Raw genomic sequence first — 26,578 nt, forward strand, 5'->3', positions numbered from 1 at the left:
GATATTTATATCATGCCCCTTTTAGTTTTGTATCGAAGTCTAGCGTGGTTGCTTCTTAACCATTACCGCCTGCATTCCTTTTTTACCTCTCACAATTTCAAAAGAAACTTTATCATTTTCTGATATCATTTCAGTAAGATCATTGCTGTGTGTAAAATAACTGTTGTTAGAATCTTTTTCTTTGATAAATCCATAACCCTTCCCGGTATCGAAAAATGTAACGGTACCATACTTTACTTTATCTGCCACCGGCAAATTATGCGGCGCTACAGAGAAAGAAATATCTTCTACATTAACTTCTTTCTTTTTGCGCGGATCTGGCGGCTTAGAAGAAAGATTACCATTCTCATCAACATACGCAATCATATCCTCTAAGTCTTTACCCTTATTGGAATTTGCTAAACGCTGTTCTTTCTTTTCCGCTTTTTCAATTTGTTTTTCTCTTTTCTTTTTTGCAATTTCTTTTTTATTGCTGGTTTCATTTGGTCTTGCCATAAATAAATTTAAAGTGATGAATCAGTCTCTCCCTGAGTATGAGTGGAGATAGAGGAGTAGAGACTTTGGCAATAAAAGAACCTTATTTCTAAGCGTATCAACAGTGGATGGAGGAATGGACCTTATATGCAAATATCGTATATTTTAGCGACACTACCTATTCCTTAATGATATCGGCTGCTTTTCAGGGTCTGTTTCCGCTAAAGCGGCCTTATTATATTAAAGCAGAAACCCCTCCCCTCTTGTATCACCTGAAGGCCATATGCGTCAAAGACCGTTTAAGGCTTCCCGAAAAAATATTTCAAAAGGGCATCGCCTGCTATTCCGCCATGCTCAGGTAGCCGTAGCACTCTTGCACTACCCGGTCGTATAAATATACTTAGAAGCTACATATTTTCCTGAAACGGGCGGCCATAAACAAGCCATCTATTCTACAATTTATTCTGCCTGTTATAACCAAGCCGGAAAAGGAATCGTAAAAACGGAAGCATCAAAGCCAAAGCGCCAGCTGGCACTTATACGGTGATAACAGCCACATCAAAGCTAAGCCTGTACTTATTGGCAAGTAAAAATACCTGTTTTAAAAAATGGGTATTTCTATCTGCTTTTTCACTATATCTGCCATCTAACTTTATCTAATTAAGGCACTCACTTACTATAATACATGAAATTATTATAAATATAATGGGACTCANNTGAGTCCCATTATATTTATAATGTTTAATCTTCTAAAGAGGAGTTAGCCAATTAGCAATTTTCCATACAAGGATTAATAAAAGTATTAATGTTAGACTGGTCCAAAAAATATATTTTCTAAAATAATTCATGTATCTAACATAGCTGGTTTTATAGTTAGAATCAAATGGTTGACCTGATTTAGTTAGCTCATCAGCATATGTTGTACCCAACCAAAACCTAAAACCACCCAAACAAAATAGTATACCAACAATTATAAAAATACATTTAAAAAATACATAAGAAAAAATTTGGTTCTTTAATTCTTCTATTTTCTGCTTCTCTTCTTTCAATTTTAGGTTGCTAATTTCAATCTCATTTGCATATTTCAGACCATCTTCTTTTTTCTCATTAAAATACTTTAATAATTCAATTTTACTATTTTGTATTTCTAAAGATTTTTCTCCCTTTTCTTCTTCCAATTTTTTTAAAACATCTATTTGTTTTTGAATAGTAATTTGAAGAGATTTGATTTCTGACATTTTTATTCTCAAATGTGCTGTATCATTACTTAATTTTTCTTCTTCAATTTTTAATGTAATACGCTCAAATTTCAGTTTTTGTTCTTGCTGTAATGGATATACAATTGCAAAAAATAGCAATATCAATCCAGCAGTTAGAAGATATTTAAAAAAATTATCAGATCCAGGCAAAATATTTGGTAACATAATATTAGATTTATAGATTAATACCCATACCTACTATTTCTTGCTTACTACTATCTATATGTTGTTTGTTTTGAGTGTAAATATTATCTATCTGTTGTTGTACTTGAGGTGTTTGCTTCTCTTTACATCCTGTTGCGCCAAGCAAACACGCAGCTAATGCAAGTGCAGATCCAGAAAATTTAATGTTAAACAGACCCGGTGATTGCAAGTTAATTCTAATGGTGCTTTCATCAATATTTTCCCCTAATGACAACTGCTCATTTACAAGCCTCATTATATCAACAAGATTTGTGAGTGCTTTACTTAATCCTACTAAGTTAATTTCATTCTGTTGAGTAACTCTTAAGACGAAATGCGTACTATCTTCTTTCTGATAGAGGTCATGAATTATACTATCAATATAGTATTGATAATCTGTCGAAATTTCACTTATTGCATGCCATGGTTTCCTGATTTTAAAGAACGTTGGATCTAATGATGTAATTGGTAATGCATCGGTCAGCCATTTAACAGCTCTTCTCTTATAATGAGAACAATTTCCTATTACATTTTCTGATACTTCAACATGATTGGTCAAAATTTCACCAAAGGCCAGCCTCGACGAATTTTCACTTGGGATGAAAAAAATATCACCCTTCTTTAGATTCACAAAATTATGTAATTTATTGTAAATCCTTGTTACACTATTACGATTAGAACGTTGATCTAATGGCAAATTATAAACATTAGCAATTTTTTGTTTGGCTTGTTCCGCTGGAATCTGTGTCAAATCATGAAGCGTGATATCATTCCACCCAATTGCAATAAAATCATTTTCTAAATATGTTTCAAAATTTTGTCCACCATCAGATCTTATAAACCAATACTTTATTGTAGAATCAATTTTGTAAATCTCTAAAGTCTCATCCATGTGATTTTTTATGCAAACATAATAGGTTGTTTTGAAATATGCAATAAATTTAATGCGTAATTCTTAAATAAAGGTAACTATCTAATACGACAAGATATGTCTGCCTTTTATTTATATACTAATTGTCTCTGAATTATGATAATGCATTGATTGCTGTAAACAAAAGTTTATAGCAAGACTATTAAGTATCTATCTTTGTTTAATTCTGACTAATTCACTATTAAATTAAATAAATATGTTACAGTCACAAACAGAATATTTGATAACTATTCTACAAAAAGACATAGATTTTGAGGAATTATTTAACAAGGTAATATCTGAATGTAAAACTTATGGAGTTGACAAATATAGAATGAATGAGAGGATTATAAATAATACACTTATATTTATTGATTACAGACAAGTAAATATACCTAAGGGAATTTATAACGCTTTACCACGGCCAGATGCAATAAAAGATCTAATAAAGAATCTTTTGGGAAATATTAGGTACAATTTCAAATCACAGGTTATAAAAGAAAGCACTAGATTTTAAATCCTTTACTTTTTTCGATATATTTAAATCTAAGCCAAAAATTCCTAAAAAACCAACAATCGAAAATCATGTATTTTCGCCATATCCACTTCCAATATGGATTAAATTTTCCTTTTTTATTTTTTCGTAATCCCTTATTAATTAAAAAGCTTTTTATATAATAGCGTGGACCGTGTTTAATTCTAAACATAATTCTAATATTTGATATTAGATAATGCCATAATTATGTCCTAGTATAAACCGAATTTTATTAAATAGGTTGTTGTGCCATTTTCAAATCTTATCAGTTTTAAAGAAATTATACTCTTAACAATCTCATTCTATAAGCCTATTAGCTCTCGATAAGTCTTCTTAGACTTCATCGAGTTGGACAGTAAATGCATCAAATTCTCAAAGGGTTTGCTTTTCCTGGTATTATACTTAAACACAAATTCGTTTAAATACTTCTGTAAGTGCTTACGGGAAGTAACACGATAAACGCCGATGATTCCCCTTTTTAAGTTACCCCAAAAATTCTCAATCGTATTACTATGTGCATCACCGTTCACGAATTGCTTACGACCATGATTTACAATTGCATGATCGAACGTTAATCCTAAACCATGATATGCTCCCCATTCGTCTGTATAAACAGTACTAAATAATTCTACTGTTCCACATATAATAGGTTGTAAGTCTTCAGCCTTGACGGAAGGCACTACACGTGCCATTACCTTTCCGCCACGTTCAATCAAACCAAATACAGGGACTTTATCCTTATAGCTACGGCCTTGTACTTTTTTATATTTTTTGTCATGGTGTCGATTCCTATTCTTACCGCCAACATAAGTTTCATCAGCTTCAACAATGCCTTTCATTTTATGCATATTCTCAAATTTGGAACAGTTGCGAAGTCTGTGCAACATTGACCAGGTTGTCTTTTGTGTTAAACCAAGTTCCCGATGAAGCTGCATTGATGATAAACCTCCTTTATGAGTTACAAAGAACCAAATGGCTGCAATCCATTTCTGCATGCTGACTTTAGAGCCATGCATGAACGTTCCATATTTAACATTGAAATACTTTCCTGTCTTGTTGCATTTATATCGATTACCGCATTTATAAACTTTGGAATCTTTATCAAATGGTGAAACAACAACGCCTTTCCATATTATATGCTCTAGAAAGTCAATACATTTCTCTTCTGTATTGAAGGCTAATATCAATTCAGTGATGGATATGAATTTGAACAGTTTTTCGGGATTTAATCTAGTGGATATTTTCATATCACACTTATCCTATATTTCCAAAAATTATAAGAGATTGAGCAGAAAAAACGCTAAGATTCAATTTTGATCAAAACAAACAATGCGCAAAAGGAACGCTAAATCCGATGACTTTTATAGAAAACATGGTTATGGGAAAAATAATTTGATTAATTTTGTCGAGTTATTTAGGCATATAAAATGCCCCAATATTGATTACACATAGAAGGTGTTTAACTTTTTCTCTTCCACGAATCTGGTAAATTTACAAGAACGAGAAATAGGTAAACTGACCTGCGCTATATACATTATGGCGTGGGCTGTTGCTTATTTTAGTTCGAGGCTTACCAGAGCCCGTGGAATGAAGTTTGTTAACAGTACCCACGCTTTCTTCATTCTATAAATCTCTTCTTCGGGTCTGGGGAGAAACAAATACTCATTTTTAATGAAAAAGATTATCATTCCTGCACTGATGTTAGGACTGTTCTTTGCGAGCTGTAAAAACGAATCAAGCTCAACCAAAGAGACATCTGCGGCTATTAAACCACAAAGCACCAAAATTAATGGCCCGATAGGCGACTATTATGAAGTCATTGATAAAGAGTACAAGATTGATGATAGTGGAATGTTCAACGTGATTTCCGTTACTATTAAACGCAAATCGGCTAATTTACCGTTTGAGCCAAATAAAACTGTTCCATACGGTACAGAACAAGCAGGAAAAAGCACTCATATTGGATTTGGTATTGAATTATTAGATGAAAAAGGTAACTCATTAGAAGTTAAGAATGCTTCTGAAAGCGGATTAGGTGGTGTTTTTAGTTCAGACGATATTATTTCAATAATAAACTTACAAAATGGCGAAACGGCTACTGTAAGATGGTCCGTAGACAAAGAATTAACTTCAAAAGTAAAATCATTCAAAATAACGTCTGCTATAGATAATAACACATCAACAGAGGTAAACGATGTTGAACCACAAACAGTAACTGCATCATCTTCAAATAATGAAGAACTGCTTCGTTCTTATGAAGAATTTATAGACGGATACATTAGTGCGTTGAAGAAAGTTAAAGCTGGAGATGTGTCCGTTATGAATGAATATCCTAAATTAATGGAGAAAGCACAAGCTATTGATAACAAAATCAAAGCAAACGAAGGAGAATTAACCAAAGATCAATTGAAGCGTTATATTAAACTTCAAACAAAGATGTCTAATGCAATGGTTGACATGATGTAATACATTGTACTATTATCAGGAATTAATATGGTAATATAGTAAAGTATTGTATTTCTTGTTGGCCTTTAATGGATTAGAAAGCTAACAGGCTTGTTAGAATTAAGGGACTCCAATTGGAGTCCCTTAATATTTTTAAATCTTTCATGTATTATCGTAAGTGGATGCCCTAATTAATAATATTTCACCACACTATGATAAAAAAATACAAGAAACTTCTTTCCTAATTTAAAAAAATGAAAAAAAATGAAAACAATTGATGTACTGATTATCGTTGATGCACTGGGTGCGGTGGCCAGCGGCGACCTCTCCGGCAATGTGTACCTAGTAGACACCAATAAATACCTCGGCTCCTGGAATGAGGGACAGTGTGAACTACACACAAAATGCTATGACGGACAGATTATTAAATGGCGTGTAGAATCAATCAGCCCTGATGAAGATGTGAATATTGTCAAGTTTGTCGGTGTTATGATTGATCAAAAGGTATGTATCCCAAGCCAGCAAGGCATTCAGGGGGATATCTATTGGGAAGGACGCGTACAGGCGCGCGGTGTGACGGGCCCCTATCAGTATGCCTGCGTGCTGAGCATAGATGGGAAACAAATGACTTTTGATCCTTTTCTTGAAGTCATAAACCCTGCCTAAAAAACTTCTTCTTATACCATTTAAAAATGTAGATATGTTATGTCCCCATGTAAATGATACAAGCGAGCGGCTCGCGCTTGCTTATTCCGGCATGATCAATTTCAAAGGCTATGCCTATAGCTGTAATAATATCCGGATCGCCATATTACCCGAAGACCCCAACTGGCTGCCAGCTGTCAGAAACCGGATATCGCTGCTGAGCGACCAAAGTGGCCTCTGGATGATGGACGAACCCAATGTCTGGTCGCAAGTGCTGCTTTCCTTTATCACTTATACCAATTTATTTGAAGGATTCACCGCCAATATCGGTTATTACACGACCAAAGAGCAATGGATACAAGTGCTGAAACAATTAAAAACCGGTGTACAGCAATCGAGAAATGCAATAGAAGCGGCAGCGCAGACGTATGATGAGCGCTATAAGCGTTTTAAGAATATTCAGACCCTATTGGATGAAAGTATTAAAGCCGGCTGGGAAGAACTGGATGACGAGATCAAGATCATTACAGAAATTGCCGGTCAGATACAAAAACTACAGGATCAGCTGGGCAACCTGCAGGATGACATGTCCGGCATAGGCTTGCGCAGCGGGCAATCTTATGTACAGTCTAGCCTTTCTATGATGTATGGCCTGGTGACCGTGGCAGGTTCCAGCGTGTCTTTCCTATCGATGCTCGGCCTGGCCTTTACCATCGGAAAAACTTTTTACGATGTCTACAAAGACAATGCGGATATTGCCAATACACTGCATCAGCTCAATGAGCTGCAACTAAAAGCCAGCTATACCGCACAAGCGGCGGCGGCCACTAAAATGGTGCTGCAAACCTGTTACCAGCTGGAGAAAGAATTCCTTGGCCTGCACAAATCACTACCCTATCTCGCTTCCATTTGGACGGCCGAAGAAGATAAAATCAATGAAGCCATAGATGCGCTGAACAGCGGTTCTGACCCGGCCAGGATGTTTACCCTGCAAAGTATGCCTTCTGCATTAGCCACCTGGACCACAATAGCAGGCTATTGCCAGAAAATGACCGCAAGCCCGCTACCGGGCGAGGCCGTAACAATACAAATTCCTACCACTAAATAAATAACCACAAAACACAAATGCAATGAAAGCAAAATTCTCATCTCAACCAATGCGCAAAAGGGCTTTCGCTCTTTCTGAAAACAACAATGGCGATGATGTACCTGTAGACAAAAAGGTGCAAACTGGATTCCTGTCGATGCAGGTCGTTACCGCATCCTGCCATAGTGTACTCAATACCCAGTTTGTACCCTTTACACCCAAACCAAAGTGGTTTGACGATCTGAATGCCAAATTAGATGCGGCTAAAGTTGTCGCAGGTGTATGGATTAATGATCTGGCACCTAAGCTCACGGCTTCGATTCCGAATCAAATCATTGATTACGCAACTACTTACGATGCCATGACCACACAGATACTGGCACTAGTCGACAAAGATCCGATGGCGAGGGGAAAAGATAATCCTATCGTACAACAGACCTTCGCACTGATTGATGCTTTGTCTAACGAAGTCGATAAGATTATCAAGAATGTGGTTGCCATGGAAGACAAGCTAAAAAACTGGGGTAAAGACATGCAAAAAGCCCATGATGAACTCAGCAGTGGTACTACTAATATACAGAACCTGGAGATAGAACTGCAATCTGATATCGACAAGATGAATAATGCTATTACCAACCTGCGCACGCAAATTGACGGAGAAAACAAGGCAATTGCGATCAGTGCCGGGGCGATCGGTGTCGGCGTATTTATTGGCGTAATCGGTATTGCTTTGGCACCGGTTACGGGCGGACAGTCTCTTTGGGCTACCGGAGCAGCAGCCGTAGTGGTCGTGGGTGGCGCGGTCACCTGGGGCATTATGCAGTCCAAAATCAACGGACAATTTGATGAAATTGCCAAAAATCAGCAGAAGATTGCCGATGAAAAACGCCAGATCGTTGCCTTAAAAGGCTTAGAGATGTCCAGTTCTTCAGCCATTACTTCTATGGCGAATGGCTTACAGGCACTCTCCGATGTACGTACCCAATGGCAGGTATTTGCAGGAGAACTGCAAGGGGTAAAAGATAAGCTGGAAAGCGCTGATGAAAAGCTGTATGCCATTGTAAACAAAGGTTATGTAGAAGCAGCACAGAAAGAGTGGAAGATCGCTCTGGCTTTTGCACAACAGTTGGTGGGTATGGTTACGCCAAACGTAGAAAGCAAAACATTACCAATGTCAGCAAAAGTAGCATAATATTCATTTTCCGAAGAAGCCCTTGCTATAAAGCGGGGCTTCTTTCTAATATACATCCTATGGCAAACGATAATAAAATAATACAGCAGATCAATCAAAGTGCCAATGCCATGCAAATGCTCAATGCCTCTTGTCAGGGTATCGTAGAAGTCTACATACAACCCTCACAAAGCTCATGGTATGCCCTATTGGAAACCGAACTGGTAACGGCACAGCGATTAGTACGGGCATGGCGCATCAGCGGTTCGCTGTACTTCAACCAATATGTACTGAATACGTCGATTGCCTGTGGCCAAAATTTCACAAACAACGAGGACATTATTAATCATTATTTTGATTTATTAATTGCCGGCGAAGAGGATAGCGTGAAGCCAAAACTGCTGAACCTGTTGCAACAGTTGGCCACACCGATTGTCCAACTCAACAGCAGTATCAATGAATATGAAAGTAATTTGAGGGATTTTGCGATAAAGATGCAAGCTGCACGTGATGCTATGGCCAAAACAGTTAAGGAGATACAAGCAGAGGAAGCTACTTATCAAAGCCAGATAGCGGCCATAAACAATAAAATAATTGATCTGCAAAAACAAATACAGACTGATCGCGAGGCCATCGCCAAGGCCAAGTCCGCAGAAACAACCGGTATTATAGAAACGATATTCGGCATCATCTTTGTTCCCTTCACAGGTGGGCTGTCGCTCATCCTTGCCGGTATCGGTGTAGGGAGTATCGCTGAGGCAGAAGCACAGATCTCGAGTATACAAGCCTCTATAAACAATTACCAGGACAAAATCCAGCAGGATATGGCCACCATATCGGACGATACCCGGCAGATAGCCGTACTGCAAACCCTGATCATGCCGGTAGTCACCGCCATACAAGATGCAGACCTGATCTCCTCAGCTTTAGACGGGCTTAAAGTATTGTGGCAGGAACAGGCCGATGAACTGCAAAACATAGCAGATAAGATAGAAAAGGCAGAAACGACACAATACTACGTTGTTGGCAAAGCATGGTTTACAGCGGCCTGCGCTCAGTGGAAGGCGATACACCTAAATGCGGAGGCGATTAAAGAAGCACCACTGCGCATCGTACATATTTCTTGTCCTTAAATCAATCAATCTTATGGCTATTATAGATATTTTAGTGGTGGTGGACTGCCTCGGGGCGGTAGCTGCAAATGACCTGTGCAACAATGTATACCTTGCCGATTCTTTAAAGTTTCTCGGTTCCTGGAACGAAGGACAGTGCGACCTGCATACCCTCACGCAAACAGGGCAACTGGTTAAATGGCGTGTCGTTCCGGTAAGCCCCGATAGTACCGTATCGATAACGGGTTTTAGCGGTCAGTTGGTAGAACAGCATATATGCCGACCGGTCAATACGGGTCTCGAAAATGAGGTATGGGAAGGCCGTATACAAGCAGATCCCGGCAGATATACTTACCAGCTTAGCCTTTCCGTCGATGGTAAAAATATGAGTTTCATACCCTATATAGAGGTACAATAAATATAGGCTTGCTTATTCAGCAGATTACTTGGCTACTTTGCTTTGTCAAAATTGATGTCTTAACATATTGCGCTTTAGCTATACAGAATGAAGGATGCTAAAGGGATTAATGCCCCGGAATTGTATGTGCAATTTCAGCTCAGGACACATATCTGCCCATGACCCCGTACACTTGCTGAGCAGGCTTCTCTATCGCGCCTTTTGGCGTCTCTAGACATCGCTGTTTTGCTTTACCACGTATGGCAACATCTGTTATTTACAAGCCCTAAATCAAGGCGAAATCATTTTTCTGATTACCCTTTTATGGCTACACTTTCCGATATAAATGGCAGGGTTAATATAAAGTTGACATAAATATTTTAAGGTTTTTTAAAATAATAACTATATTTGCTGCCTGCACTTTCGGCAAGATTGTATTCTTGCAAGGCAGTAAAAAAAGAAAAAATGACACCAAATTTCATCCGACATAATAACGTTTGCAAAGCATCTATGATGATTTGTTGTATGGCTATGCCACTAAAACACTATGATATCGGATAATCCTGGATATAGAAATTACACAATGTAAAATCCACCGATACTGTATCGGTGGATTTTTTTATGTTATCCCTTCAAAAAAACAAACAATGAACAACACATCCGTAAACATTTCCATCATTAACCATAAGCATATGAACCATATTATGGTATGTTGTTGTATGCGCATGTCCCGATGTTGTTGTGTTTAGCCCCAATTCTTAATATTCTTAAGGCTTTACGACACAACGTAAAGCCTTTTTTTATGTCCGTAATCAAGCAAAAAAATTAAACAATGAATCTTCAAAAAAACAAATGGTTGGTGCCCCTTGCCTTCACCAATATATACGTCATCTGGGGGATAACCTTTTTAGCCATATCCTTCGGCCTAAAGGGCTTCCCTCCTTTTATTCTTTCCGGCTTTCGTTTTTTAGCAGCCGGTATCCTAATCCTTGGCTTTTTACTGGCCAAGGGTTCAAATGCCCGTTCCTTGAATAACTGGAAGAAGAATGCCATCACCGGCATCCTCATCCTTACCGGTGGTACAGGGCTTGTCGCCTGGGGAGAGCAATATGTTACAGCTTCAGAAGCGGCTATTGCTATTGCCACAGGTCCATTTTGGTTTATCGCCATCGATAAGGCAAACTGGAAATTTTATTTTGCAGACAAATTTATTCCCATCGGGCTCGTCATAGGCTTTACCGGCCTGATCTTCTTTTTGAAAGGCAGCGTGCATTCAGGTAGTGCAGATGCCACGAGTGGCATGACCCGCGTCACTGCTTTTATCGTTCTGGGGCTGAGTTCTATTTCCTGGGTGCTCGGTTCGCTTTATTCTAAAAAGAATCCTGCAAGCCATACCACCATCATGAATATTGCCCAACAATTGATTGCGGCTGGATTGGCCTCTTTATTAATTGCATTGTTCCGAAACGAATGGCAGCAGTTTTCTTTTACAGCAGCTCCTGCATCGGCCTGGATAGGCTTGTCTTTCCTGATCATTTTCGGATCTGTGGTTGCCTATCTTTCTTATATATGGTTGCTCTCCGTAAGGCCCGCGGCTTTAGTCAGTACCCATACTTATATCAATCCTATTGTGGCCGTGATTGCCGGATGGATCATTACCCGTGAAGTCATTAACGGCCACCAGCTATTCGGTTTGTTTATCATCTTAGCCGGTGTCTTGCTGACGAATGTAACGAAGTATTTTAAACTGTCTAAACGGTCAAAAGTAAAAATCAGAAGAACGGTAAGGGTTTGGTTACATACTGTTAATGTCAGCCGCTTACTACAACTGCAAAAAGAAAAAAGAAACTATTCTTCCTCCATTCGCAAATAAAACAACAAACTCATGAACTCAAAAATGCATGCTCAATACTATACAGAGGAGACGGTCGTACGGCTTATCGCCGCACAGGTGATTATCCTCACGCAGATTGCCATCATAAGCCATTGGGTGGTACCTATGCTTGTCTTAACGGCCGACTTTTCCATCCGTGCTTTTACAACAAGAACCTCGCCCCTTGCGGCCCTGGCAAAAGCCATAGCTGCTTTATTAAAGGTTAACCCCAAACCCGTTTTTGTGGCACCCAAAAAATTTGCGGCCTTGCTGGGCATGGTATTTTCTTTAAGTATCGCAGTTCTTTTATGGTTACAATACTATCGAGCGGCATACGCGGTAGGCGGTGTACTGATCTTATGTGCCGTGCTGGAATCTATTTTTAAGATATGCCTGGGCTGTTATGTCTATGACTGGTTTGTAGCCCCTATTATTAACAGAAGCAATAACAAAACCCGAAACAACAATCATGATTGAATTAAGAAACATATCTAAATCCTTTAGCCTGCAAAAGCAATCGTTCAAAGCACTGGATCAGGTAAACCTGACAGTAGCGGAGGGAGAAATACTGGGTATCATTGGCTTTTCCGGCGCCGGAAAAAGTACACTGATCCGTTGTATCAACCTTTTGGAACGCCCGGATGAGGGGCAAGTTTTGGTGAAGGGTATGGACCTGGGCCAACTAAACGCAAGGGAATTAGCGAGGGCCCGCAAAAAGATTGGCATGATCTTTCAGCACTTTAACCTGCTGTCTTCCCAAACCGTCTTTGATAATGTTGCCTTGCCTTTAGTCCTGGAACATCTGCCCAAAGCTAAAATCAGCCAAACCGTGACCCGCTTACTGAAGCTCGTAGGGTTGGAAGACAAGGCTAAAGAATATCCTAAAAACCTCTCGGGTGGCCAGAAGCAACGGGTAGCTATTGCGAGGGCTTTGGCCAATGATCCTTATGTATTGCTTTGTGATGAGGCAACCAGCGCCCTGGATCCGGCCACGACACAATCTATATTACAATTGCTGCAGGACATTAACCGACGCCTCGGGATCACCATTGTACTGATTACCCACGAAATGGAGGTGATCAAAGCCATATGCAATGAGGTAGCGGTAATCGATCAGGGAAAGCTAATCACGAAAGGCAATCCGGAGGCGCTAAATGCTGATCCCGAACATCCTATTATTAAACAATTTTTAAATCCTACTATCATGACGCTGCCACAACAATTGAACAGCAAACTCCGGGAAGTGCCGCAGGACGGCCTGTTTCCGCTTATCGAAATACAGCTTAACGGTAATATTTCCTTTGACAAACTCTTGTCTTTAATCACTGCGGGTGCAAAAGCGCCTTACAAACTACTAAAGGCAGATGTGACCTATTCCGGAAATACAAACTTCGGAAAAGTACTCTTGCAGTTACAGGGAAACACTACGGAAAATGCTACCATCATGCAGTCCTTTCATCAACATAATATCAAAAATACGCTCAAAGGATATGCTTAACGAAACCACTATTATATTATTGCTGGAAGGCCTTTGGGAAGCCGTATTCATGACTTTTGTTTCCGGTACTTTCGGGTTTATATTAGGACTTCCTGTGGGGATCATTTTATTTCTTACCCGAAAAGGTCAAGTACTCGAGCATCGGCTATGGAATCGTGTTTTATCCGTTCTGGTCAGTGTCTTTCGATCCATTCCGTTTATCATTTTGATTGTCTGGATGATTCCCTTTACCCGCGCCTTAGTCGGAACCTCGATCGGGATCAGTGCCGCATTAGTCCCGCTGAGTATCGGGGCGGCACCATTTATTGCCCGTCTGGTAGAAAATAGCCTATTGGAAGTCCCGGCCGGCCTGATCGAAATGGCCAAAGCAATGGGCGCTAATTTGCTACAGATCATTACAAAAGTATTGCTTCCGGAGGCATTGCCATCCCTGATTAACAATGCAACCATCACACTGATCACCCTGGTTGGCTATGCCGCGATGGGCGGAGCGGTAGGTGCGGGAGGTTTGGGACAGATCGGTTACCAGTATGGTTATATCGGTTATGATACCGTCATCATGAACCTGGTACTGGCTTTACTAGTCGCACTGGTCTTTAGTATTCAGTACTTAGGCGATCGCCTTTCCAAAAGATTTAATCACCGATAAACATAATTTTTAAAATGAAAAAAAAACAATTCTCCCTTTTACTGGCCGTCGGAATTTTATTCCTTAATGCCTGTGGCAACCGCACAAAAAAAGAAGACCCGAATTATATCCGGGTAGGCATCAGCTCCGGCCCCGAAAGGGAACTGGCAGAAGCCGCAAAAAAAGTAGCTAAAGAACAATTTAACCTTGAGGTAGCGCTGATCACGTTTAACGATTATGTTGTACCCAATGAGGCTTTGAATAATGGTGATATTGACCTTAATGTTTTCCAGCATGTTCCTTATCTGGAAGCGCAATCCCGACAAAGAGGTTATCAATTAACCGCTGTAGCGAATACGTTTGTGTATCCGATTGTGGCCTATTCAAAAAAAATAAAAAAGCTTGAAGAACTGGCTCAGGGCAGTACGATCGCGATTCCTAACGATCCGACCAATGGCGGGCGGGCTTTATTACTTCTGCAACAAAACGGTTTGCTGCAACTCAAAGCGGATGTCGGGCTATTACCGAAAATAACAGATATTACGGGCAATCCGAAACAATTGAAGATACTGGAAATAGAAGCACCACAACTACCCAGGGTGCTCGACGATAAGGAAGTTAGCATCGCGATTATCAATAATAATTTTGCAAGCCAGGCAGGATTAAATGCAGCGGAGTCCGGCCTTTTCAAGGAGGATAAAACCTCTCCTTACGTAAATGTAATTGTAGCAAGAACAGATCAAAAAAATGCAGAAAAGGTCAAAAAATTCATCAAAGCATACCAGTCGGAGGCTGTGCTGCAAAAAGCCGATGAAGTATTTAAAGGTGGTGCCGTAAAAGGATGGTAACCTATTTTTGCTTACCTGAAAGACCTGCTCGGGAGCAGGTCTTTCAGGTAAGTATTAAATTCCGGCACAGATGACATAAATCAATCGTTGACTTCTTCAGAACGAACGTAAATGAGTTTGCGCCCTTTATATTTCCAGACATCCCGCCACCAGCGCGCGCCACCGCGGCAGGCGGTCGACAATTCCTTTTTGCGCGCATCCAGGCGTACATCACACAGACAGGCACAATGGCTTTTTTTAGTATAGTCAGGTTCTTTCATCCGGTAAAATTGCTTTTGAACAGGATCGTATACATAGATTTGAAACTCCTGGTATACGCCCATTCCGGCATCGGAAACAGAAAATGCGACATCATCATAACCATCAAAATTATAATCTCCAATATGGCTTTGCCGTGCGCCTCCTGATTGTACAATTTCCGGCAATTCAATGATATGGACGCTTTTATCCGGGTAGCGAAATATGAGGGTATCGGAATAAAAGTGATTGAATGCAATCCGTGTTCCATGCAACAAATATTGATCCACACCATCGTACTTGCCAGGCGCTTCTATATGTTCCAATATAAATTTCTTTTGGTCTCTTCCGCGTACATACCAGGCGTCTTCAATCGTACGAAGCCCTTCTGTAAGCCCGTAAGTGCCGGTAATTTTACCTTCGAGTACCTCATTCCAAATATAGCTCGTAAAACGATTGCCATCCGAAGTATCGGTTACGCAACTTTTGATTGTTAGCGGAATAATACCTTTATGACCGCTGTATTGTACAAAAGCGCCTTTTCCCCCGCTGCCATAATAAATATTCAGGCTAAAGGGTTTTGCCTGGCCTTTGGACTGTAACAGAAAGGGCTGTGCCACTGCTTCATTTAAAAGTCCGCTCAGCAATATCAGGAGTATAAAGTATAGTCCTGTTTTTTTCTTCATCATTCGATTTATTTTTGATCCATACAATTCTTCGCTTATGCTCCTCATAGTAATTCCGATTATTGTTTTATAGGGATAGGACTAAGCTCCTTACCGGTATGACTGGTATACCGAATGCGATAATACCTGCCGGATTGCGCCAAAGTTTCTATAATCCGATAAACATATGTCCCATCATCATGACTATCTTTATAATATTTATTTTTTTGGCTGTATACAAATCCACTTGCTTTTGCCGATGCAATAATACGATCGTATGCCTGCCGATCCTTAAGCGCATATTCTATACGCACATGATAACCGCCTTCTGTCTCATAGCCTTGATCGTACGTTACAGAGAGCCTATCTTGATGCTTATCCTCAAAAGTATAGCTTAGTTCGCTATCTGTTTTCAGGGCCTGTACTTCTTTAAATTTTTTTTGATTCAATACCGGGACATTTCCCTTATCGCTAAAATTATACGCTTGCTGCAGTTCTTTAAAGCTAAGGCTTTGCGCCATTCCTAGGTTAACCGAAAGGAGTAATAGAAGAAGTAACCTGTATTTCATTGCCGAAGATTATGTTTTAATTTACATGAAAGTTCAAAGGGATATATATTCCTGCCGATGCGGTGAATCCCTTCAGCAATCCCATCTTTTGTTGCGGTGTAAAATGCATTCCGTAGCCAAGGTCAATATTGAGGATTGTATATATACTACAGCCTATTTTAGGGGTGAGGGTATAGGGATTTATTTCCAGTTTGGCATAGGGTGCATACTTGGTTTCCGTAAAATAAAGAGTACCCGCTAATTCCGGAACCACAAATGTTGTCCGGTCATGAAAGATAATATTGGCTCCCGCTTCCAGCCTTATGAGTTGACGATCGCGAATGCTTTTCAAACCAAAGAAGGACAATTTCAGCGCGCTACTTTGCTGGTACTGATAGCTAAGACTAGGCCCATAAAGAATCCGATTGCTGCGAACCGGCTGTTGCCGGGCCATAAGGGTATTAGTAGGAGCAAAGCATATCAGCAGTAGTAAGCAAATTTGCCCTAGCGCTTTCGGGATATGCCCGTTCCTTTCCAACATGCATTCAAAAATCATTTATCATAATTTACCGGAGTCATTTTGTGAGCACCCTCCTTTTCAAAAGGCATTAACTGCGGCGTGAATATTTCCGGTGCAAATAAGATAAATTTATCTTGCCGGTTTAGTATCCATTGCCCGCGTTTAGCCAATAAGAATTGTAATCGTTGCGCAGTACTTAATCCCGGTAAGGTATAATAGTTGAATACCTTCCTTTCTTTATACTGTTTGAAAGTTCCGGTAATACGCAGTTTATGTTGCTTTTCATAATCCCGGATAAAAGGAGCATCTTCCTGTTCCAGCGCCAACATGGGATCTTTCGGATTGGCGCCCCCACCATAGGTTTCAGTCCGGTAGACTACCAATGTATCCTTAAAAGATGTCTTCTGCTTCCGGAAAGAAAGTTCGGGTTGTTCACTACCCTGCATCCGCAGGCTGTCGATATGTATTGCTGCTCCTTCTCTTTTGATATGATAGTATATATTAGTTGCGATCGGTTCCGCACAATAAATTCCGGTACCCCTGATGCTTTTAGCAACATCGTCATAATACGCCCAATCGGGTACGATAAGGATGAACTCTTTAAGATTTGGAAAAAATCCATTAGCCTTTTGGAATAAGGATACCGGCATATGCGCATCCAGGAAAAATACATAAGCTTTATCATCTGAATGCGGTAGCGGAATATCCACCAAATAATTACCTGCTATTTCAGCCACCTGATTATCGTCAATACGTATGACCCCATTAAAGGCTTTATCCTTTAATGTTTGTGCATGGCCTTGTATATAAGTAAAGAGTAATAATAGTAAACCGTATCGTTTTCCCATTCCCAAGCTGATTATTTTTTATTCAATATCCAGATATTGCAAGGGAATCACAACCGTGCTGTTATAGCTAACTTCCTGCGCAGACCATTGGGGCATGGTCCCGATTTTATTGCGGATCGCCTGCTTCAGTTTTGCATTGGTCGTTCCCTGTACTTCTTTCAACGTGGCTTTACCTTTTGCATCAAATTGCAGCGATAAACTAAGCCGTATGTCGGAATCTATCCCTTGTTTTTTAAAAAAAGCGGCATCGAAATGTTGACTGATCCACGTTCTGACTTGTCTGTAGGGCTGCTCCGGTGCTGCGTATTCAGAAGGAGGCTGTACTTCGCCATTTGGATCTGCTCGTTCGATCACTACCGGTACCGTTTCCGTTGATATAGCCGCTGCCGCCGCTTCTGCAGTCGCTGCTGCTATATCCACCGCTGCAGCGGCATCGGTTGCCCCTTCGGGATATGCTTCCTCTGCGGTTCCCTGTCCTTCCGATACCGGTTGTAAGGTCATCCGGTTACCGGAGATGGTATAGGTAAAGGTACCATTCAGGCTTTGCGGTTCTGTACAATCGACAGCCATAACAGCATCCATTCCCGAAAGGCTTATTTGCTGTTCTTCTTTCAATTCATAACGACCATCTTCTCCAAAACAACTGGTGCCTTTATGGTATTTATCGTCGGTATCAAATTCTATATAGTGAAATTTCGCCTGCTCTTTCTTCAGGTCGATCCATTTCACTTTTTCCAATAGTGCATGCCCATCGGCATCAATGCTATTGATTTTCCAGGCCGTCTTTTTTAAAGGGTTCTGCTGCGCTGTTGCTTGACCCATAAACGCTCCTGTACCTGCAAGTATAATCAGTATTTTTTTCATGTATTCTCTTTAATGCCTTGTTTAAAATCCTTTCCTACAGAAGTGACTTTTGATGCATGTATAGCGCCATTTTAGCGATCACAGCCTGCTCATTTTCGCATACAAGATAAATAAAATTACCCTTCAAAACACTGGTATCGTTTTATTTAGCATAGTAACAACATAAAACCATGCTTCTGTTCTTCCTGGTCTTAAGATGACTGGTGATCATGATTTTATTGGTTCGTATTATTGATACGCGTCCAAAGGGAACCGTTTTTTGTTGTATACTTTTGCAATAGCCCTTTATCCGATAATTGATTGAGTTCTTGTTCGCTGTCCGCTCTTGGCTTACCTGACAGTTCTGAAAATTCTTTTGCTGTCAACGAGGCATACTTTGCAAATAAATCCTTCCAGCTTTTCCCGTAAGCTTCAGGCACAGAGGCAGCATCCAGTTTTACCAGCGCTGCTTCATACTGTGTATAGGGCTTGGTGCCATATATCATTTCTTTGTTGCCAGCATTATTGATCAAAAACATGGTTGGAAATCCGCGCACCCCCATGTCTCTGGCCAGTGCTAAATCGGCTTCGAACAACTCTTTGCCTTTTCCGGCAATATCAATCTTCAGGGTTTCGGTATCTAAACCGGATTTTAGTGCCGCCGCTTCTATATGTTCCCATTTTGCAATATTTTTTTTCTGCAAAAAAACCATTTCACGCAATTCCCTTAAGAAAAAAAGCGCCTTACCGGCATCCTGCATTTGAGCTGCTTTAAATGCAATAGAAGGCGGATAGGAAGAAGACAAAGGATCTTCCAGCCATACTGCTCCATCAATTGGCATATCATAATAAACACTTACTTCATCCCAATGGTGTGCCACATCGGAAGGTTTACTGATACCTCCGCTGTTATAACTCCAGTCGGGCAGCAAACCACCCATCCTGTATTCGATATCAATGGCATGGCCGTAGGCCAATTTCAGTTTTCGAAGCTGCGGTTCTATACCCCAGCAGGAAGAGCAAATGGGGTCAGTAAAATAAATGATCTTAACCGACTTTTCGCTTTTAGCGATTTGGCTGCCGGGCAGGATATTGTTTCCCGTATCAGGTATTGCGCAAAATCCTTGTTCCGGATCGCATAAGAGCGGATTCGTTTTGTTGTCCATTTGTTGCAGTGTTTGTGCCCGGCCAATGATCGTCAAGGGCATGATGGCCACTATCAAAATATACTTAATTGCTTTCATGTCGGGGGCTGTTAATATTTTATCTTTGTGTAAAGTTGCATGATATAAACCTGTATTACAATAAGTCAGAAATTTATGACCAGTCCAAAAAACACAACCGATGCAGAAACCTGCCCGGCACAAGCCCTGTTAAAATCGCTTTCCGGGAAATATAAACCAGAAATATTTCGGCTTGCCCTTGAAGGACCTTTACGATTCAGCGGTTTGCTGCGGCAACTCAGCGGCGCCAATAAACAATCATTATCGCTAGCGCTAAAAGCAATGGAAGAAGATGGCTTATTGGAGAGAATTGTGATACAAATAAAACCCTTACACATAGAATATACCCTCACCGAAAAAGGCCAGTCCCTGATTCCCGTATTTAAACAATTAGAGCATTTGGGATAGGATTAAGATATAGTTACCATGCACCGATAATAAATGGGGTATTTACAGATCGCAACTATTTTCTGCAAGTCCTTTTCCGGTTCAGCTGTCCCAAGTGCTTCGGGTCGGTCTCGCTCCTCCAACGCTTGTACCGATCATAATTTTCTTAAGCCCAAATACATTCTGGCATAAGCCTCCCATATCTATCTTACCAGGCTATTTTAGCAGGTAATACACCTGCCTCTCTCCAGTCAACAGGACTGGGCAATCCTCATTTTATATTGATACAGAAAATCGCCACAAATAAAAATTATCCCTGTACTAATCATTGCTCATCTATCCAATATTTCTTAGGGTATTACCGGGTTCGTTTTTAATATAAATAATTGATTATCAAAAAAATATCAATCATTTAAGACTAAACATCATTCTCTTTTTTTATCTTGCCGTCCAAATAATCATCCTTATGAATAGAACTTTACTGAGACTCCTTTGTTGCTTTTTAGCCGTACTTTCTGTAAGCCTCAGCCATGCACAAGTTATTGACATTACGTCCAATGCGGGCACAAGTGCCGCTATCGCCTTAGCCAATAGCAATAACGCCGCAAATGAGAGCATTTATACAGAAACCGAAATCGGTGCAGGCAACTTTATCACTGCAGGAACGGCTATTACACATATCGGTCTTAATGCCTCTACGGTGGGCACGAATACCGTATTCAACAATGTTTCTATCTACCTGAAAGAAGTCCCTACGACGACAACGACTTTTACTGCAGGTGTATATTCGACGAGTGACTATACACTTGTCTTTTCCGGAAGTGTTACGATTGCGACTACCGGATTTACAGAAATCCCACTCAGCACCGCTTATACCCGTACGAGTGGTAAAAACCTACAGATCCTCATTACGCGTACCGACAATGCGACCCATGGCGGTTTTATATGGAACTGTTCTATGGGCAATAATACCAGTCCTTCCGTCTCCTCAAACCGAAGATATAATGCCTCAGCAGCCCTTTCGGGTACTACATCGATGACCACCTCCTTTTTCCGTCCTGCAATCCGCTTTAAACATATCTATGCCAATGATGTGGGGGTAAACCTTATTTATAGTTTCACAAAATTACCCATTCCGAGTGCGGCACAACAATCGGTATCTGCTTTTATTACTAATTATGGAACAAATGCGGTGACCAATCTTCCGGTATCCTTAAATATCTCGGGTGCCAATAGCGCTACCCGGTCTCAAACAGTTGCCTCGCTGGCTCCGGGCGCTTCTGCTACGGTAACCTTCCCCGTGACCAGCAATACCTATACGGGAACGAACACAATCACGGTTAGCGTTCCTGCTGATGATTACCTTAGCAATAATGCCAAAACCACATCACAGCTGGTTAATATGGATACATGGTCTTATACAGACGGCGGCCCCGCTACCGGTGGCATAGGATTTAACGCGACCACAGGCGATTTGGTCGCTAAATTCAATGCTGATCTGGCCACTTACCTTAAGCAGGTCTCTTTAAATTTTTCGGCTGGGGGCCAACCCTTTAAGATTGGCATATGGGATGCCGGCGGAACCGGTGGCAGTCCGGGCACTTTACTGTGGGAATCGGCACAATATACGAGTACGACAGGCGTTTATTTGATACCGGTGGCCCCGGCACTGGCAATACCTGCGGGCAATTTTTATGTAGGCATGCGGCAAACGGGTACCATAAGTATCAGCTGCTCTTATCAGGCAGAGATCCCCATGCGTACAGCTACGTTTTACTATAAATCTCCTGCAAGCAGTACAAGCTGGATCGACTATGCCCCGACAAGTGCCTTACGGTTTATGATAGAACTAAAACTCATATTCGCTACAGACGCCAGTCTTAGTCAAATGACTTTTGGCGGCGGCGGTCCGCTCAGCTGTCCCGGAGGCACACAAAGCATTTCCACCACGCTCTCCAACACAGGTATTAATGCAATTGCGGCCGGCGCAGCAAGCATTCACCTAAAAATTGCCGGCGCCAACACGTATAGCGCAACAGCGCAAAACATATCATCCATTGCTCCAGGTAGCAGTGAAGTGATTACCTTTAACAACATTTCGCTCAACAATGCCGGTGCCAACTATGATACGGCCTATGTTGTGCTGTCTGGAGATCAACAAACCCTGAACGATACGGTGACCATGAGTCACCAAATACAAACCGTCCTGTCTGCCTTTCCTCAGATCGCTTCCTATGAAGATGCCCTCACAACATTTAGCAACATACAACAACTGAACGGTAGCGGCAACTGGAATCTGCACACAGGTAATGTGACTAATGCAGGGTTATCTGGCCCCTTAGCACCCCACTCCGGTAACAGATTCATGCGTTTTAATGCTATTAGCTTTCCGGCATTAACGACCTCGCGATTATCCGGAAATTGCATCAGCCTACCGGCTTTGGCTAATGCCAATTGCAATCAGCTCGAGTTGGGCTTTTGGATGAGCCATGACAACAGCTATGCTACGGCTGCAGACAGCCTCTATGTAAGCATCAGTACCAATAGTGGTAGTAGCTGGACGCGAATAGGAGGATACCAACGTTATAACGCACTGTATACCCTGCCTGGATGGGCTAAAAAGACGATAGACCTTAGTCCTTATGCCGGACAAACGGTATTGATTGGATTTGAAGCGGTAGGCAAAGCGGGTAATATTATTGGCCTCGATGACATTATGGTCGGCAGCCAGGCGATACAAAGCGTAGGCCTCTCGGGCAGTGCCTCAAACAATGTAAACCTGCAACTGAGTTGTGAGGATGCCGGCTGGAGTTATTATACCAATCCATTATTACCTAACGAAAATATTCTGGCTATCAATTGGGACCCTAACGGCATTAATGCAAATACAGCCGCTAAAGCTGCCGCAATACCGACGATCACTTTAGATGCAAATACTTATACCGCGCAGAACACAGCTACCGCTCAGGCGACATTTACGATGAAGCGCTATTGGAATGTGGCCATTGGCAGCAATACCCTAACCGCACCCGTTAACGTTCGTTTTTTCTACGATTCTCTGGAAATTGCTGCAGTAGATAACGCCGTGGCAAACTTATCCCTCACCTATGGTGCCCCGCCCGCAAATCCGACCTGGTTCAAAACAATATCCGGTGCTTTTGTACCATCGCCAACGCAAATCTCTGCCAATGCAGTACTCGGTGCCATTCCACTGATCAATACCAATACGACAAATAACCGAATCAACGGTATACCCTACGCCCAATTCAACGGCATTACCAGTTTTAGCGGGGGTACTTATGCGGGCGGCGTAGGCGCAGCAACACCGTTACCTCTTTCAGGAATAGCGATCAGTGCCACAGCAATGGGTAGTAAGAACGGGGTACACTGGACCATTACAGATGCTACTGCCACAGACTATTTCTGGCTGGAAAAAAGTATTGACGGCAAAGCATTTTCACCATTGCAAAAGATTGCCTGTAAGGATAAAACCCAACTTAGTTACACTGCTTATGATGAAAACCCGGTAAAGGGCAGCAATTATTATCGTATAAAAGAGATGACACTTTCCGGCCATAGCGATTACAGTAACATTGTACGGCTGAACAATGAAAACAGCACAACAGTATCCGTGTTTCCTAACCCGGCCAAAGAGTCGGTGCATGTACAGCTTTCTAATGTGCTTGATGGTCTGGTTCAATTGACCTTAACTGATTATACAGGAAAGGTAATGTACCATACGGAGGCACACAATTCAAAAGGTTTACAGACGGTAACACTGCCCGTAAAAGGCTTTGCGGCAGGTATCTACTTATTGAAAGTAAGTATGGGTACAGAGACGCATTATCATAAGGTAACGCTCTATTAATCCTGTTATGTATTACTTAACGATAAAGGCCGGGAACTGTCCCGGCCTTTATTTTTTATGGCGTAAATTGATGTCCTTTTCTGCAATAATACGTCCCGGAATGGCGCGCCATAAAAGCTATGCGAAAAGGTTCTTGGGTTGCAAGGAATGTGTCCTGACTCATATTTAACATTTCTATACACTAAGGTTGCGCAGGAAGGGTAATACTCTTTGTACATTTGCTTAAATCTCCCCGATGATAACATTAATTTCGGTCAATAAAACCTACACCAAAGGAGCGCATCAGATTGTGGCTTCGAATAATATCAGCTGCCATATTAACGAAGGTGAGTTTGTAGCGGTTGTGGGCAAATCCGGCTCCGGCAAATCAACCTTATTAAATCTTCTTGCAGGATTGGATACGGCAAGCTCAGGAAAGATCTTATTTGACGGAACCGATATCAGTTCTTTTAATGCCAATCAATATGCGGCACACCGCTTGCATAATATCGGCATCATCTTTCAGTCTTTCAATTTAATATTTTCAAAAACGGCTTTGGAAAATGTCATGCTGCCGCTGATCTTTGCGGGCTACTCAAAATCAGAGCGGCTAGAAAAAGCGAAGCGCGCCTTAGAGCAGGTGGGATTGGGCGATAGAATGCAGCATAAAGCGAATGAACTCTCGGGTGGTGAAGCACAAAGGGTCGCCATTGCCAGGGCTTTGGTTAATGATCCGAAAGTCTTATTGGCAGACGAACCGACGGGAAACCTGGATTCAACCACCACAATGGAGATTTTGCAGATATTACAGACGCTAAAAGCAAAAGGAAAAACAATTATCATGATCACGCATGATCAGGAAATAGCCGGGCAAGTCGCTGATAGAATCCTTACGATTAAGGATGGCTTGCTTAGTGAATAAATATACCAAAGCAACCAGGCAATATCTGTCCGGAACACTTCTAATTTCACTCTGAATGACAATACTAGATTTAATCACAATGGCCCGCAAAAACCTTTGGCGCACGCGGCTCAGAACCTTACTGACACTTATTGGCGTCATTATCGGTATAGGCGCCCTAATCTCGATGGTCAGTTTTGGCATAGGCCTGGAAAAAAATATTACCCAAAAATTCAAGTCTAACGACTTGTTTACCAGCCTGACCATTTCTGCCAAAGCGTTTAATTTCAAGAGTGGCCCAAGAAATAAAACGCAACAGGACCAAAGCGCCCAATCTTCTGTTCCCCTCAACGATTCCCTGATCGCGGTATTACAAAAAAGACCCGAAGTGGCAATCGCCTATCCCAGATTGAACGTACCCGTTAGAGCGGCTCTCAGCAAGGATACTGCCGCAACGAATATTGGTAGTTTACCCATGGCGATGGCCCAATATCCACCCTACAATCAGCTTTATGCTGGTCATTATTTCTCCAGCGATACGGCTTTAGAGGCCATCGTCAGCCTGAGTTTCTTACAGGCGCTTGGCTATGAGGTCGTCTCTAAAGAAAGAAAAGGTAACTACCAGCAAACAGATACCAGCTTGACTCTGGCCGCAGCAGATACCATTATCGGCAAAACGCTTGTGCTGTTTAGTGTGTCGCTCAAAAGCACTTCGCCCTTTGCATTGATGGGTGGTATTGAAAATGCAATTGACGAAAAAGAAACCAGGGTAAAGATCGTCGGCATCCTTAAAGAAGAACAATTTGCCGGGCCCACATTACGGGAAGAGATCATTTTGCCTATCAATACGGCTAAACGCTTGCCCTCTCTGGGTTTTGACAAAGTAAGCGATTTGATCAACAACAAAAATAAAGGGAATCAATATACTTCCATCTATGTGAAAACAAAAAGTATGGATGACCTGAACCAATTAAAAAAATTCCTGGACCATCAAAAAATCAACTATTTTGCTATAGATGATGGCCTGGCCGAAATGAAAAAGGCTTTTCTGATCCTGGACAGTGTGTTGGGCATTATCGGCCTGATCAGCTTATTGGTAGCGGGTTTTGGCATTGTCAATACCATGCTAATGAGTATCATGGAACGAACCAGAGAGATAGGTATTATGAAAGCAGTGGGTGGCAAGAACAAAGACATCCGCATGATCTTTTTCTTTGAAGCCGGCTTTATTGGCCTTGTGGGTGCATTTGGCGGTATTGCTTTGGGTTATGGACTCACCCGTGTGGCCAATCTTATTGTCAACAATCAATACCTCAAAAATGCAGATGAGTTTGTGGACTTGTTCTCTTTTCCCTGGTGGCTGATCGGCGGTTCCGTTTTATTCTCGATCATCATAAGCCTGTTGGCCGGTTTGTATCCTGCGATAAGGGCTTCCAGCATTCACCCGATCGATGCGTTAAGACAGACCGGATAATGACCGGAATGATTTTCATA

At 41.4% G+C, this 26,578-nt stretch carries 26 protein-coding genes; 16 read left to right on the forward strand and 10 right to left on the reverse strand.

Annotated features, from left to right (window positions below; genetic code table 11):
- Positions 1-39 precede the first annotated feature (39 nt).
- The 3 genes from DBR32_RS02875 to DBR32_RS02885 form a co-directional block, all read right to left on the reverse strand.
- Entirely contained in the window at positions 40-495 is a 456-nt protein-coding gene (locus tag DBR32_RS02875) for a cold-shock protein (protein ID WP_124634766.1), read from the reverse strand.
- 728 nt (positions 496-1,223) lie between these two features.
- Entirely contained in the window at positions 1,224-1,898 is a 675-nt protein-coding gene (locus tag DBR32_RS02880) for a hypothetical protein (protein WP_124634767.1), read from the reverse strand.
- 10 nt (positions 1,899-1,908) lie between these two features.
- Positions 1,909-2,808: a hypothetical protein gene (locus tag DBR32_RS02885; RefSeq protein ID WP_124634768.1), complete on the reverse strand. Its 900-nt coding sequence runs from the start codon at positions 2,806-2,808 to the stop codon at positions 1,909-1,911.
- A 235-nt stretch (positions 2,809-3,043) separates the two neighbouring features.
- Here DBR32_RS02885 and DBR32_RS02890 point away from each other — a divergent pair, with 235 nt between their 5' ends.
- On the forward strand, positions 3,044-3,343 hold the full coding sequence (locus tag DBR32_RS02890; RefSeq protein WP_124634769.1) for a hypothetical protein: 300 nt from the start codon (positions 3,044-3,046) through the stop codon (positions 3,341-3,343).
- Between the two features lie 320 nt (positions 3,344-3,663).
- Here the strand turns inward: DBR32_RS02890 and DBR32_RS02895 are convergent, their stop codons facing one another.
- Positions 3,664-4,608 carry an IS1595 family transposase gene (locus DBR32_RS02895; protein WP_124634770.1) on the reverse strand — a complete coding sequence of 315 codons (945 nt, stop codon included), beginning with the start codon at positions 4,606-4,608 and terminating at the stop codon, positions 3,664-3,666.
- Between the two features lie 424 nt (positions 4,609-5,032).
- On the opposite strand from DBR32_RS02895, the gene DBR32_RS02900 reads away from it, so the two are divergent.
- The 11 genes from DBR32_RS02900 to metQ all read left to right on the forward strand — a co-directional run bounded on the left by DBR32_RS02900 (position 5,033) and on the right by metQ (position 15,065).
- Positions 5,033-5,827 (forward strand): DUF6591 domain-containing protein, encoded by a 795-nt coding sequence (locus DBR32_RS02900; RefSeq protein ID WP_124634771.1) that lies wholly within the window; start codon positions 5,033-5,035, stop codon positions 5,825-5,827.
- Positions 5,828-6,070: 243 nt separating this feature from the next.
- Complete coding sequence (locus DBR32_RS02905) at positions 6,071-6,472, forward strand: hypothetical protein (protein WP_124634772.1); 402 nt, start codon at positions 6,071-6,073, stop codon at positions 6,470-6,472.
- Between the two features lie 34 nt (positions 6,473-6,506).
- Positions 6,507-7,559, forward strand: a complete 1,053-nt coding sequence (locus tag DBR32_RS02910; RefSeq protein WP_124634773.1) for a hypothetical protein — start codon at positions 6,507-6,509, stop codon at positions 7,557-7,559.
- A 22-nt stretch (positions 7,560-7,581) separates the two neighbouring features.
- Entirely contained in the window at positions 7,582-8,730 is a 1,149-nt protein-coding gene (locus tag DBR32_RS02915; RefSeq protein WP_124634774.1) for an HBL/NHE enterotoxin family protein, read from the forward strand.
- A gap of 59 nt (positions 8,731-8,789) precedes the next feature.
- Positions 8,790-9,842: a hypothetical protein gene (locus tag DBR32_RS02920; protein ID WP_124634775.1), complete on the forward strand. Its 1,053-nt coding sequence runs from the start codon at positions 8,790-8,792 to the stop codon at positions 9,840-9,842.
- Between the two features lie 13 nt (positions 9,843-9,855).
- Positions 9,856-10,239 (forward strand): hypothetical protein, encoded by a 384-nt coding sequence (locus tag DBR32_RS02925; RefSeq protein ID WP_124634776.1) that lies wholly within the window; start codon positions 9,856-9,858, stop codon positions 10,237-10,239.
- Between the two features lie 811 nt (positions 10,240-11,050).
- On the forward strand, positions 11,051-12,091 hold the full coding sequence (locus DBR32_RS02930; RefSeq protein ID WP_124634777.1) for an EamA family transporter: 1,041 nt from the start codon (positions 11,051-11,053) through the stop codon (positions 12,089-12,091).
- Positions 12,092-12,103: 12 nt separating this feature from the next.
- The gene (locus tag DBR32_RS02935; RefSeq protein WP_124634778.1) at positions 12,104-12,568 is read left to right on the forward strand and encodes a DUF4395 domain-containing protein; all 465 of its coding nucleotides are present in this window, start codon (positions 12,104-12,106) and stop codon (positions 12,566-12,568) included.
- Positions 12,561-13,589 carry a methionine ABC transporter ATP-binding protein gene (locus DBR32_RS02940; protein ID WP_124634779.1) on the forward strand — a complete coding sequence of 343 codons (1,029 nt, stop codon included), beginning with the start codon at positions 12,561-12,563 and terminating at the stop codon, positions 13,587-13,589. The genes DBR32_RS02935 and DBR32_RS02940 overlap by 8 nt, the downstream gene beginning before the upstream one ends.
- Entirely contained in the window at positions 13,582-14,238 is a 657-nt protein-coding gene (gene metI / locus DBR32_RS02945) for a methionine ABC transporter permease MetI (RefSeq protein WP_124634780.1), read from the forward strand. The genes DBR32_RS02940 and metI overlap by 8 nt, the downstream gene beginning before the upstream one ends.
- A 14-nt stretch (positions 14,239-14,252) precedes the next feature.
- Positions 14,253-15,065 carry a methionine ABC transporter substrate-binding lipoprotein MetQ gene (gene metQ / locus DBR32_RS02950; protein ID WP_124634781.1) on the forward strand — a complete coding sequence of 271 codons (813 nt, stop codon included), beginning with the start codon at positions 14,253-14,255 and terminating at the stop codon, positions 15,063-15,065.
- 80 nt (positions 15,066-15,145) lie between these two features.
- Here metQ and DBR32_RS02955 read toward each other — a convergent pair whose 3' ends face one another.
- The 6 genes from DBR32_RS02955 to DBR32_RS02980 form a co-directional block, all read right to left on the reverse strand.
- The gene (locus DBR32_RS02955) at positions 15,146-15,991 is read right to left on the reverse strand and encodes a hypothetical protein (RefSeq protein WP_124634782.1); all 846 of its coding nucleotides are present in this window, start codon (positions 15,989-15,991) and stop codon (positions 15,146-15,148) included.
- Positions 15,992-16,047: 56 nt separating this feature from the next.
- Positions 16,048-16,536 (reverse strand): hypothetical protein, encoded by a 489-nt coding sequence (locus DBR32_RS02960; RefSeq protein ID WP_124634783.1) that lies wholly within the window; start codon positions 16,534-16,536, stop codon positions 16,048-16,050.
- A 16-nt stretch (positions 16,537-16,552) separates the two neighbouring features.
- Positions 16,553-16,969, reverse strand: coding sequence for a hypothetical protein (locus DBR32_RS02965; protein ID WP_148089206.1), 417 nt, complete (start codon positions 16,967-16,969; stop codon positions 16,553-16,555).
- Positions 16,970-17,067: 98 nt separating this feature from the next.
- Positions 17,068-17,883, reverse strand: coding sequence for a hypothetical protein (locus DBR32_RS02970; protein ID WP_124634785.1), 816 nt, complete (start codon positions 17,881-17,883; stop codon positions 17,068-17,070).
- Between the two features lie 18 nt (positions 17,884-17,901).
- A complete protein-coding gene (locus tag DBR32_RS02975; RefSeq protein WP_124634786.1) occupies positions 17,902-18,747 on the reverse strand; it encodes a hypothetical protein in 846 nt (281 codons plus the stop codon).
- Positions 18,748-18,962: 215 nt separating this feature from the next.
- Positions 18,963-19,970, reverse strand: coding sequence for a ClpXP adapter SpxH family protein (locus DBR32_RS02980; RefSeq protein ID WP_199724303.1), 1,008 nt, complete (start codon positions 19,968-19,970; stop codon positions 18,963-18,965).
- A 75-nt stretch (positions 19,971-20,045) separates the two neighbouring features.
- Here DBR32_RS02980 and DBR32_RS02985 point away from each other — a divergent pair, with 75 nt between their 5' ends.
- From DBR32_RS02985 to DBR32_RS03000, 4 genes are all read left to right on the forward strand, one after another.
- Positions 20,046-20,357, forward strand: coding sequence for a helix-turn-helix domain-containing protein (locus DBR32_RS02985; protein ID WP_124634787.1), 312 nt, complete (start codon positions 20,046-20,048; stop codon positions 20,355-20,357).
- A 445-nt stretch (positions 20,358-20,802) separates the two neighbouring features.
- Positions 20,803-24,204, forward strand: a complete 3,402-nt coding sequence (locus tag DBR32_RS02990; protein ID WP_124634788.1) for a T9SS-dependent choice-of-anchor J family protein — start codon at positions 20,803-20,805, stop codon at positions 24,202-24,204.
- A 235-nt stretch (positions 24,205-24,439) separates the two neighbouring features.
- The gene (locus DBR32_RS02995; RefSeq protein ID WP_124634789.1) at positions 24,440-25,105 is read left to right on the forward strand and encodes an ABC transporter ATP-binding protein; all 666 of its coding nucleotides are present in this window, start codon (positions 24,440-24,442) and stop codon (positions 25,103-25,105) included.
- A gap of 55 nt (positions 25,106-25,160) precedes the next feature.
- A complete protein-coding gene (locus tag DBR32_RS03000; RefSeq protein WP_124634790.1) occupies positions 25,161-26,558 on the forward strand; it encodes an ABC transporter permease in 1,398 nt (465 codons plus the stop codon).
- The last annotated feature ends 20 nt before the right edge of the window (positions 26,559-26,578 follow it).

It is taken from the genome of Taibaiella sp. KBW10 (genome assembly GCF_003852495.1).
Classification (GTDB): domain Bacteria; phylum Bacteroidota; class Bacteroidia; order Chitinophagales; family Chitinophagaceae; genus Edaphocola.